The following is an 11,933-nucleotide window of genomic DNA, read 5'->3' on the forward strand; positions in this document are numbered from 1 at the left end:
AGCTCCTTGAATGGTTAACTGAGTAACCGTTGATTTGATTGAGGTTAACCGGTTGTTGAAGTTAACTTGGCAGTCATTGGTCCTCGTCTTATATTTACGTTTGAATTCTCCAGTTAAGAAGTATTTTATGATGACGTATAAGTTTTCTTCGCCTGCACTATAAATTGCTGAATTTCAATTGTGATTTAATTACAAATATTTTGATGATGGTGCATTAAATTAGTCCTAGGTGGGAAAATAAACCTCACTTAGAGGTGATTAATTATGGCTAGACGAAGGCGTCGGCGGAAAATTGGTTCCAAAGGTGGAGTAACCATTCTTGCGGTTTTAGTAACTGCGTTAGTAATTGCTTATACAATATTAATGATGATCGCAGAAGCAATCGATAATTCGATTTCGTATGTTAGAAGTCTTAGCCTACTCAATAAAATATTACTTGTTTTTGTAATAATCGTTATATGGTTTTTAGTTATTAAAATTTCAGCTTACAAAAGAAAAAAGAAACAGGAATACAAAAGACGAATCCTTGAAGAACAACAACTCGAAGAGAAAAGGAAGTTATTACAAAGCAAAAGCTTAGACATCTTAAAACAGATGGACCCATATGAATTCGAACACTATATTGCACGCGTATTTAAGTATGCTGGTTTTCGTTGCGAAGTTACTAAGCAAACTGGGGATGGGGGAAAAGATATTATTTTACATGCTGAAGATGGGGTACGACTCGTTGAGTGTAAAAGATACACTACTACTAAGGTGAGACGTCCCGATATCCAAAAGTTTCACAGCGCAATTATCGAAACTAATGCAAAAGAGGGTTTCTTTATAACGACAGGGGAATTTACTAAACAAGCTCGGGAATGTGCCAAAGACAAACCCATACACACGATAAATGGAGAAAAATTGATGGACTTAATTGGTGAATATATGGAATTAGAAACTGAAGTCCTTGGGTGAAAACCTAAAGGATATTAAATTATAGACATTGGACTTGCTCTGCCTGTCATATATTTTATTATGAAAGGGGGAAGCAATATGCCTAATATGCCTTTAACTATTCATGAAAAGAGTAAGAAAATATATCTCTTCGATTGGTTAGATCAAACAGGTGAAATTAGTCAGTATTTAAGTGGGTTTTCTGATCTAATACAAGCACCTGAAGAAGTGCAAACCTTTCATCTATCCCCTTATGCGTTATGGACAGCTGCTGCTAAAGGAATGCGCTCTGACGAAATAATAGAGTTTCTTGAGAGGAATGCAGTCCATGCACTCTCCGAACGATTTAAAGAATATATACGTAATATGATTCATGAATTTGATATGCTTCGATTTTCATTCTTTGATGAATATCATTTTTGTATTCACTCGATTGATCATATGATTGCGAAAATATGTGGTATTGATTTTGTGAAAACAAAGATCGTTGAAGCATCTAACAGTAAATTACTCTTTTTACTTCGGGATAAGTTGGAAATTAAGAAATTGCTATTTCAAAATGAAATTTATTGGAAGGATGAAACGTATGAAGTCGATAAACCTTTTACACTGCGATTGATGCATAAAACAGCCGATGGGAATCCATTTTCTCTATATGATTTTCAAATTGAGGCTGTTGAAGCATTCATGAAAAACAATCATCATACGGGTGGAGGTGGAACGCTTGTATTACCACCTAATTCAGGAAAAACATTAATTGCGCTCAGTATCATGGAAAAGCTTATGAAAACAACGCTAATTATTGTTGAAAATGATGCCAGCTTAGAAGGCTGGGTTAATGAAATACTTGACAAAACCGACGTTACGAAAACAAACATTTCCCTTGTCGATAAAAGTAATGAAGAGATCAAATCTATAACAATTGGAACTTATGATTATATATCAAGCAATATGGATAAGTTTTCTGACTATTCATTTGGAATCATTATCTTTGACGATGCGCATAAGTTACCAACTGATACACATGAAGTAACAGTAAATATCCCATCACAATTTAAGTTAGCAATAGCTTCAACTCTAGCGCGTTCAGATCAGCGCGGTGGAGAGGTGTTATCGCTTGTCGGTCCTAAATGGTTTGAGGTTCTACCTAGAACTTTAATTAAGAAGGAATTTCATGTCCCAGTTCAGTGTATAGAAGTGAGAACACCGTTATCTGAATTTGATGATGTTGAATATTCAAAAAAATTAAATAGAGACAGTCATTTAAGAAGAGTTGCGGCACTAAATCAATATAAGGACAAAGTTTTAACAGGTATTTTAAAAAAGTATCAGGGAAAAAGGATTATCATTGTATCTTTTCGTTTAGAGCTAACTGAACGCTATAAACGGATGTTTAACATAGAAGTGATAAGTAGTGACGTTGACAAAGAAAAGGTGAGAGAAGTTGTCGACCATTTCAATAATGGACAGACAAGGATATTTATTGCTGCATCGTTAACGCTTGAGAAGATACGGCTTCATTCTGTAGATACTATTATTAATGTTTCTTATGATGCAGGTTCAGAACGCGAGGAATATTTACGTATTGGAAAACTGTTGCCTTCAGATGGTTTGAAGAAGGAAGGGGTATTCATTTCTGTTGTTAGTGCGAACACGATAGAAGAGAAAGATTACAACCGCAGGAGAAGAAAGATGATTCAGTATGGCTACCATTACTCCATTTTAGATGCCGATCAATTTGAATGGGGAGTGTAAGGATGAAACTTATCGATATGCTTCAATATGCAGATGAAGAATTAGTTAGAAATATTGCACTTTATCATGGATTGGGTAATAAACATGAGCGATTTAAAAAGGGACATTACATATCGCTTATTACGGGTTTGTTAACTGATATTGAAAGGTTAAAAAGTCGCGTATTTAAAATGATGGAGAAAGAAGAGTTGGATACACTAGTTAAGTTCGCCTTGAAGTCAGAAATCACTAGGAAACAGTATATTAAAAAGTTGACGGATAAAGGCTTTTTTATTAACGGTTCAATGCCCAACGATGTAAAAGAAATTATTGAATGTTATGGTCGTTCTTTTGCTGTTAATCAAATAAAAGACCCTCCGATTCGTAAACAAGCCAGTAAACTGACTGTATCGTTATTATTACTGAGTTTTTTTAAGGAGAAACAATCTTATACATACCCAATAAAAAAATATCATAAAAAGAATAATCAAATTTCGTCTGAACTTATGCTGACGAACTCACAATCGAAGTGGGTGGAGGAATTAATTAAGGGATTCATAGGTCAGAATTTTTTATTTCGTGAAAAAAATAAATTGTTCGTTAATTTAACAGCAATTCAAAACTTGGAACAAGAGGATGTCTATTTAAGAATAAAAAACTTTTATTCTAAAGAAAGGTATGTTCGATACCTTGAAAAGATTGGAAGTTTGCAACAATCATTTAACGAATGGGTAGATGTTGACTTCTTACCATCTGTAACAGTTGATATCGACCACTTATCCGAGTTAGGTTTATTGCGATTAATAAATCAAAATGAAAGGACACTTGTTCAGTTAACACCTGAATCTTGGTATTTAGTGAAAGGACAATACCCAGATTATTGGTCATCGAATGAAATAATCTTAACAGCAGATTCAGAGTTATTTATCCCTTCTGATTATGATCCATTTATCATTTCAGATTTTTCTGGATTTTGTAAATTAAAAGATAATGAGTATTTTTTAGTATATGATATTGATTTTCAGGGGAATGAATTTGGGCGATTTACTAAAAAAAAGTTAAGTTATTTTTTGAATAATCATGCTCGAACAATACCAGAGGTAATAAGATATGAATTGGAACATTAAGAAAACTAAACATATGATTTGATAATGTAGATTCCACTATCAGAGCTTTAGTTAGTTATCCAATATTGAAGCTAGGTTGCCTATTGGCTACTTGGCTTTTTTTAATGCTGGTTATTCAAGGATTGACTCAATGGGTCATGCTTAGATTTTCCAAATATGAAGGTTTATATTAATTGAATGTCGAATAACAAGAGTTAACCTGCTACTATAGAACTATCCCATTGTTGTGGTATTCAGTGTCCAAATATTTTCTATCAATTAGATGTTCAGTGACAAGAAAATGTCAAATGAACATGTTAACATGCATTTTATCAATTGAATATTGAGGTGCAGAATATGATGAATGGCAATTTTACATTCCTGGAAAACCGCTGGAACATATTATCCGATCTTGGCGAGATGGCGGAACGTAATCTCTTTATTGATCCGAATACATCATTGATTAAACTCCGTATGTTCGGCGAAACGTTAACTAAATATATATGTGCATTGGAAGAAATGGATGAAACGAAAGACTTAACGCAGGTTGAACGGCTGTCTCAGTTAAAGCGGGATGATCTACTGACCGAAGAGATTGCAGATATGCTTCATACGCTTCGTAAAATAGGAAATAAAGCAAATCATGAAGCCGGTTATGGTTCGACACGAGAAGCGCAGGCGCTGACGCAGCTAGCGTTCCGTCTCAGCGTGTGGTTTATGCAAGTGTACGGCGATTGGGACTTCATATCGTCAGATTACATAGAACCTATTCAGCAGGATAATGCAAGCAATCAGGATCAATTGGATCAACTTGCACAGTCCTATGAAGCGAAGATGGAGCAGCTGCAGCAGGAACTTACAACGCTACGCAAGCAGCAGACAAACGTTACGAATGAAGATAAGAAGAAACGTCATACAAAATCCAAGCAGGCAGGTAGCGCCTTTGCGCTAACAGAAGCTGAGACGAGACTAATCATCGACGAGAAACTGCGTCAAGCTGGCTGGGAAGCCGATTCACAGACTCTTCGTTTTGGTCTTGGTGCTCGTCCGGAGAAAGGGCGTAATCTCGCGATAGCAGAATGGGCACTCAAGACCGGGTTTGCGGACTATGCGCTATTTTGTGGCTTAGAGCTAGTCGGAATCGTTGAAGCCAAACGGATCAGTAAAAACGTGGAAGCGGACATTGCACAAGCCAAGAAATATGCCATGCAGGTTATTCGTCACGGCGAAGAGACCATTCATGGTCCATGGGGCAACTATCAGGTTCCATTCTTGTTTTCCACGAACGGACGCCCATATCTGGAACAGCTCAAGCATATGTCAGGTATATGGTTCCTTGACGCACGTAAGTCAACGAATCATCCGCGTCCATTACAAGCCTGGTATTCGCCGCAGGGGCTGAAGAGTTTGTTGCAACAGGATATGGAGGAAGCCAGCAAAGCCCTGAAGGATGAGACATTGGATTATCTCAAGTTGCGCCCGTATCAAGAGGATGCCATCTTGTCCGTTGAACATGCGATTGAAACCGGAGAGCGTAATATGTTGCTCGCGATGGCTACAGGTACTGGGAAAACCAGAATGGCAATCGGTCTTATTTACCGTCTAATTAAACATAATCGCTTTAAGCGTATACTTTTCCTCGTCGATCGTTCAGCGCTTGGTCGTCAAGCTGAAGCGGCTTTCAAGGATTCCAAGTTGGAGAGCTATCATTCATTTACTGAGATTTTTGAGCTTCACACATTGGATGACAAGAAGCCCAATCAAGAGACCAAAGTCCAGATCGCTACCGTACAGGGAATGGTCAAACGGTTATTTTACAGCGAATCAGATGATAATGATATCCCTTCGGTTGATCAATATGACTGCATTATTGTAGATGAAGCCCATCGTGGCTATACGCTTGATAAAGAAATGTCCGAACTTGAATTAGAGTTTCGTGACCATGAGGATTATGTAAGCAAGTATCGCAAGGTACTGGACTATTTCGACGCGGTACGAATCGGATTGACGGCTACACCAGCCTTACATACGGTCGAGATATTCGGGCGCCCGGTATACAACTATTCGTACCGAGAGGCGGTTATCGATGGTTATTTGATTGATCATGAACCGCCGATGCAATTCGAAACTCAGTTGAAGAAACACGGGATTAAGTGGCAGGTAGGAGAAGAGATTGCGGTGTATGATGTCTCTTCCGGTAATATCGATAAGGAAATGCTACAGGACGAGATTAACCTTGAAGTCACTCAATTCAACAAAACCGTTATAACGGAGAATTTTAACCGTGTCATACTTGAAGAACTCACAAAGTATATCGATCCTGAATCGGAAGGGAAGACACTCATTTTCGCGGCAACGGATGATCATGCGGATATGGTTGTTCGGATTTTTAAAGAGGAGCTTGAGAAGGTCTACGGCGCGGTAGACGACAATGCAGTTCTGAAAATCACAGGTTCGATCAAAGATCCGCTTCACGCGATTAAGCTGTTTAAAAATGAGCGGATGCCTAGTATTGTTGTTACAGTTGATCTGTTGACCACAGGTATTGATATTCCGAGCATCACGAATCTTGTCTTTATGCGCCGTGTTCGTTCAAGGATTTTGTACGAGCAGATGCTCGGAAGAGCAACTAGACGTTGCGATGAGATTGAGAAAGATCATTTTATGATCTACGACGCGGTGGGAATCTACGAGAGCTTGAAGCCGTACACGGATATGAAGCCAGTCGTGACCAAACCGACAGTAACACTGGATGTACTCACAGAAGAGCTTGCTCAACTCGAGAGTGAAGAACAGGGAAAGCAACACAAGGACGAGATCATTGCCAAGATTCAACGCAAGAAGCGTACTTGGACGGCTAAGGATCAAGAGGACTTTAAGGCGCTATCCAGCGGAATGAGTATTGAGCAATTTATCACTGATCTGAAGAACATGAGTGCCCTTCAAGCAGGTGCTGACTTACAGGCAAAGAAAACGCTCATCGGTTTTATCGATGAGAATCGAGGTAGGTCCCACAGAATATATATTTCTGAGCATGAGGATAAGCTGATCTCGACCACTCGAGGTTATGGCAATGCCCAGAAACCGGAGGATTATTTAGAAGGATTTCATTCCTTCATTAAAGAGAATTTAAACCTAATTCCAGCCCTAACGATTATTTGCACGCGTCCGAATGATCTGACTCGCGATGAGCTGCGCAAGCTTCGCGTAGCGCTTGATCAGCAAGGCTACTCGGAGAAAACGCTGCAAGCGGCATGGCGGGATGCGAAGAATGAAGATATCGCGGCGGACATTATCAGCTTCATTCGTCAGCAAGCGCTCGGCGATCCATTAATTAGCCATGAAGAGCGTATATCCAATGCTATGAAAAAGATATATGATATGAAAGTCTGGTCGAAGGTCCAGAAGGATTGGCTGAAGCGAATAGAGAAGCAGTTACTGCAGGAATCGGTGCTGGGTCCGAACCCGGAGAAAGCATTCGAGGTTGAGCCGTTTAAGAGCAAGGGCGGCTACAAGCAATTGAACAAGATTTTCGACGGAGAAATGGAGAAAATTGTAACGACAATCAATACAGCGCTATATACACCACGAAAGAGGGATCTTGCATAAATGGGAAATCAGGATATTGTACAGAAGCTTTGGAATTTATGTAACGTACTGCGTGATGATGGCATCACGTATCATCAATATGTGACGGAACTAACGTATTTGCTATTTTTGAAAATGATGAAGGAAACTGACAACGAAACCATTCTGCCAGAGGAGTATCGTTGGGATTCCTTGACTGCACGGCACGGAACAGTATTGCAGCAACATTACCGTAAGTTACTCCTTGACCTCGGCATACAAGGTAACGAGATTATTAAGCAGATTTACTTGAATGCATCCTCGAACATTAACGAACCGAAGAACCTAGAGAAAATCATTACGTCTATTGATCAGCTTGATTGGTACAGTGCGAAGGAAGAAGGACTCGGAGACCTATACGAGGGATTGTTGGAGAAGAATGCTAGTGAGACGAAATCGGGAGCGGGGCAATATTTTACCCCTCGTCCATTGATTGATGTCATTGTAAAGCTTGTAGACCCGCAGCCAGGCGAGCGTTGTAACGACCCTGCTGCAGGGACATTCGGTTTCATGATCGCATCAGATCGCCATGTGCGAAGCGAGACTGATGATTATTTCGACCTTGGAGAGAAAGAAGCTGAGTTCCAGAAAAATCAAGCGTTCACAGGTGTTGAGTTAGTAAGGGATACACATCGTCTGGCGATGATGAACGCCATGTTGCACGACATTCACGGTGAAATAATATTGGGGGATACGCTCACAGATGATGGGAAAAGCCTGAAAAACTTCGACGTTATCATGACGAATCCACCGTTCGGTACGAAGCAAGGCGGAGAACGTCCAACGCGTGATGACTTAACATTCACGACTACGAACAAACAGCTGAATTTCCTTCAGCATATTTATCGTGCCTTGCGGGCGAATGGTATAGCTCGCGCGGCGGTTGTCCTGCCGGATAACGTGTTATTTGAGAGCGGCGTAGGTGCGAAGATTCGAGCTGACTTGATGGATAAGTGCAATCTGCATACGATTTTGCGGTTACCGACAGGGATTTTCTACGCGCAAGGTGTGAAAACGAACGTCTTATTCTTTACCCGTGAGAAGACAGACAAGGACAGTACCAAGGATGTATGGGTGTATGATCTGCGGACGAATATGCCTAGCTTCGGCAAGCGTACGCCGCTTACTCAGTCTCACTTTGAGGCGTTTGTTACGGCTTATACGGCTGAGGACCGCTCGAAAGTGGAAGATGAACGGTTTAACGTGTTTACTCGTGAGGAGATCTTGAAAAAAGATGACAGTTTAGATATTGGCTTGATCGCTGATGAATCGTTGTCTGCCTACGACAATCTCCCTGACCCGATTGATTCGGCAGAAGAAGCGATGGCTAAGCTGGAAGAAGCGTTAACGTTACTCGGAGAAGTCGTTGCTGAACTAAAGGCGGTAGAGACAAAACGAGATAGTTATATAGTAAGTGAGTCAGACTTGTTAAAGGTTGCAGAAGCATCAGGGGTGTACGGCAATGAGTAAGAAAAGTGCCAAGTCGGTTGAAGAATTATTGAAAGAAGTTTTGGTGCCGGAAGAAGAGCAGCCTTATAAAGTGCCAGAGAATTGGATTTGGGTGAAGAGTGAAGCTATTGCAAAATGGGGATCGGGCGGAACTCCATCACGTAATAACTTAGAATATTATCAAGGGAATATACCATGGATAAAAACAGGTGAATTAAGAGATCAACTTATACTTGAAACTGAGGAGTATATTTCTGAAGATGCAGTAAAAAACTCTAGTGCTAAGTTATTCCCCAAAGGATCAGTAGCAATCGCAATGTATGGGGCAACTATCGGTAAAATGGGTATTTTCGGTATCGATGCTACTACGAACCAAGCCTGTGCTGTTGGCACTCCTAATGATCTTACAACAACATTATTTATGTATTATTTCTTCAAAGCTCAGAAAGAACAATTTATTAATTTAGGAAAAGGCGGAGCTCAACCGAATATATCTCAAACAGTAATTAAAAATTATCCATTTCCACTCCCACCTCTAAACGAACAAAAACGTATTGCTGATAAAGTCGAAAGGCTCTTGGACAAAATCAATCAAGCAAAACAATTAATTGAAGAAGCCAAAGAAACCTTTGAACTTCGTCGAGCGGCAATTTTGGACAAGGCTTTTCGAGGCGAGTTGACGAGGGAATGGCGTGAAGAGAATCAAACCGAATTATCAACAAAAGAAGATATTCAAGGCGTTCCTGAAGGTTGGACCCTTAAAAGTTTTGATTCCATTGCGGCAGATGAGAAATATGCTCTTGCTATTGGTCCATTTGGTAGCAATCTAAAAGTAACTGATTATCAAAGTGAAGGAATCCAATTAATATTTGTGCGAAATATAAGAAGCTCCGATTATCAATTGGATAGTAAATACGTTTCTAATGAAAAGTCTGATGAGCTTAAAGCTCATATTGTTGAAAGTGGGGACATTTTAATAACTAAAATGGGTGATCCACCTGGAGATGTTGATATTTGTCCAGCATATGTAAAACGGGCTGTAATAACAGCAGATTGTATAAAACTCAGAGTTAACGAAAAAGTTGCTGATAATAAATTTATTATGTACGCAATAAAATCACCATTTGTTCAAAAGCAAATTCAATTACAGACTAAAGGTGTTGCTCAACAAAAGATTAGCTTAAAAACTTTCAGAGAGATGACTGTATTATTACCGCCAATTCTTGAACAACATGAGATCATGGTCCATCTTGAAAAATACATGGAGTCAGAGATGGAAACGTCAAAGAGATTAGGAATGGTCGATAAGTATTTGGTTGATCTTCAGCAATCGATACTTTCAAGAGCATTTAGTGGAGAAATGGGAACAAACATATCAGAGGAAAGCGTATTAAGGACATTAAGTGAATTTATGAAATTTATTTGATATTAACAAAAAAGGGATTAGGATTACTGTATTTAGTAATCCTAATCCTTTTTTACCAATGAGGGATCGCCCAACTAAATAAACTTCCTACTCACTTTCTTCCCATCATACGTAAACAATAAACTTTTATCTTCCACAACCGTCTCCAGATAAACAGCCTTTCCCCACAACTGATAAACATAAGGCAGTGTCCGCTCCACATACTTCAAATCTAACTCCACGCCTTCGAACTGATGAAACAAGTAAAGCTCACCATTACTCAAATAATCCCCGTCTTTCACAACCAGATATGGGAAGCCGCCATTCACTCGTGAATAAGCGAGTTGATCACGTATGCTCTCCCATGATTTGTCCGTAATTTTCCACTCCGGACCTTTCTTCTCAAAGACGTATAAATCCAGTTCCTTGACCAATTCTTTGGTTAAATAGTTACGGATGAACGATATATCGTGGTCATGCTCCCGAACCTCGAACATCTTTTCTCTGCCGCGTCCTGGTAATCGATCGAACCGTTCTCTTTCCTCAGGTGTCGGGTTATCCCAACGCTTCTCGATATCCTCGAATATTTTCAATCCAAGGTAGTACGGATTCAGTGTATGACGCGAAGGCTGAACCACAGAGGAGTTCAGCTTAGCGTATTCTATCGTTTCATCGTCACTTAGATCCAGTTCTCTTATGATCCGTTGATGGAAAAAAGTTGCCCAGCCTTCATTCATAATCTTCGTTTCCATCTGCGCCCAGAAATAGAGCATTTCATCTCGCAGCATCGTTAAGATGTCACGCTGCCACGGCACTAGTATAGAAGAATACTCCTCAATGAACCATAAAATATCTTTTTCCGGTTGAGGAGGGAAGCGTATAGGTTGATCTTGATTAACTGGCATATTATTTGAGATTTCCAGCGACCAAATATCATCATAGGGCGTTTGTATCGTTGTTGATGTGGAGGGTTTTTGCTTCTTCAAGGAAGACACATAAGCTTCTTTAGGCATTTGGTAAGGCTTCACAATCGAAGGATCTACATGCTCTTGAATCGCAAGGACAGCATCAATGAACTGTTCCACAGCTAAGGATCCATGAACCATTTCATATTCACGAATCCGTTCTGCTGTTGATGTCATACTCTCGACCATATTCCGATTTGTCTTGGAGAAACGGGCGTTGTTTTTGAAGAAGTCGCAATGGGCGAGAACGTGAGCGACGATCAGCTTGTTTTGAACGAGGGAGTTACTATCTAGTAGGAAGGCATAGCAAGGATCAGAGTTGATGACGAGCTCATAAATTTTACTTAGCCCGAAATCATATTGCATTTTCATTTTGTTAAATGTCTTCCCGAAGCTCCAATGACTGAAGCGGGTAGGCATGCCATAAGCACCGAATGTGTAAATGATGTCGGATGGACAAATTTCGTACCGCATAGAGTAGAAATCAAGACCAAATCCAGTAGCAATCTCCGTAATTTCATCAATAGCATATTCCAATGCCCTCATATCCAAGATTGTCATTGTTGGACCCCCTATCAGAATTTGTGAGATAGGTGAAACACTGCTAATAATCGGGTAATACTATTGATAATGAACGTGTAAAAATTAGCAACGATCCATTTGGTCATGGTACAATTAGTAAAGCAAAAGTTCACACGCAAAATCAGAAGG

7 protein-coding genes are annotated in these 11,933 nt (G+C 39.8%); 6 read left to right on the forward strand and 1 reads right to left on the reverse strand.

The features are described 5' to 3' along the window. Nucleotides 1–264: 264 nt before the first annotated feature. The 6 genes from AC1DM9_RS04755 (at nucleotide 265) to AC1DM9_RS04780 (ending at nucleotide 10,278) form a co-directional block, all read left to right on the forward strand. Nucleotides 265–957, forward strand: coding sequence for a restriction endonuclease (locus AC1DM9_RS04755; protein ID WP_477578809.1), 693 nt, complete (start codon nucleotides 265–267; stop codon nucleotides 955–957). A gap of 78 nt (nucleotides 958–1,035) precedes the next feature. Next, nucleotides 1,036–2,691 carry a DEAD/DEAH box helicase gene (locus AC1DM9_RS04760; protein ID WP_477578811.1) on the forward strand — a complete coding sequence of 552 codons (1,656 nt, stop codon included), beginning with the start codon at nucleotides 1,036–1,038 and terminating at the stop codon, nucleotides 2,689–2,691. Between the two features lie 2 nt (nucleotides 2,692–2,693). Beyond that, on the forward strand, nucleotides 2,694–3,797 hold the full coding sequence (locus tag AC1DM9_RS04765) for a hypothetical protein (RefSeq protein ID WP_477578813.1): 1,104 nt from the start codon (nucleotides 2,694–2,696) through the stop codon (nucleotides 3,795–3,797). Nucleotides 3,798–4,136: 339 nt separating this feature from the next. After that, nucleotides 4,137–7,385 (forward strand): type I restriction-modification system endonuclease, encoded by a 3,249-nt coding sequence (gene hsdR, locus AC1DM9_RS04770; RefSeq protein ID WP_477578898.1) that lies wholly within the window; start codon nucleotides 4,137–4,139, stop codon nucleotides 7,383–7,385. Further along, nucleotides 7,386–8,873 (forward strand): class I SAM-dependent DNA methyltransferase, encoded by a 1,488-nt coding sequence (locus tag AC1DM9_RS04775; RefSeq protein WP_477578815.1) that lies wholly within the window; start codon nucleotides 7,386–7,388, stop codon nucleotides 8,871–8,873. After that, nucleotides 8,866–10,278: a restriction endonuclease subunit S gene (locus tag AC1DM9_RS04780; protein WP_477578817.1), complete on the forward strand. Its 1,413-nt coding sequence runs from the start codon at nucleotides 8,866–8,868 to the stop codon at nucleotides 10,276–10,278. Before AC1DM9_RS04775 ends, AC1DM9_RS04780 begins: the two co-directional genes overlap by 8 nt. Before the next feature lie 74 nt (nucleotides 10,279–10,352). Here AC1DM9_RS04780 and AC1DM9_RS04785 read toward each other — a convergent pair whose 3' ends face one another. After that, the gene (locus tag AC1DM9_RS04785; protein ID WP_477578819.1) at nucleotides 10,353–11,783 is read right to left on the reverse strand and encodes a SpoVR family protein; all 1,431 of its coding nucleotides are present in this window, start codon (nucleotides 11,781–11,783) and stop codon (nucleotides 10,353–10,355) included. Nucleotides 11,784–11,933: the final 150 nt, after the last annotated feature.

The organism is Paenibacillus sp. 01T431 (genome assembly GCF_056398625.1).

What these genes read in the sequence shown, in the direction of transcription:
- AC1DM9_RS04755 (WP_477578809.1), top strand. Translation starts at nt 265, where the DNA reads ATGGCTAGACGAAGGCGTCGGCGGAAAATTGGTTCCAAAGGTGGAGTA.
- AC1DM9_RS04760 (WP_477578811.1), top strand. Translation starts at nt 1,036, where the DNA reads ATGCCTAATATGCCTTTAACTATTCATGAAAAGAGTAAGAAAATATAT.
- AC1DM9_RS04765 (WP_477578813.1), top strand. Translation starts at nt 2,694, where the DNA reads ATGAAACTTATCGATATGCTTCAATATGCAGATGAAGAATTAGTTAGA.
- hsdR (WP_477578898.1), top strand. Translation starts at nt 4,137, where the DNA reads ATGAATGGCAATTTTACATTCCTGGAAAACCGCTGGAACATATTATCC.
- AC1DM9_RS04775 (WP_477578815.1), top strand. Translation starts at nt 7,386, where the DNA reads ATGGGAAATCAGGATATTGTACAGAAGCTTTGGAATTTATGTAACGTA.
- AC1DM9_RS04780 (WP_477578817.1), top strand. Translation starts at nt 8,866, where the DNA reads ATGAGTAAGAAAAGTGCCAAGTCGGTTGAAGAATTATTGAAAGAAGTT.
- AC1DM9_RS04785 (WP_477578819.1), bottom strand. Translation starts at nt 11,783, where the DNA reads ATGACAATCTTGGATATGAGGGCATTGGAATATGCTATTGATGAAATT.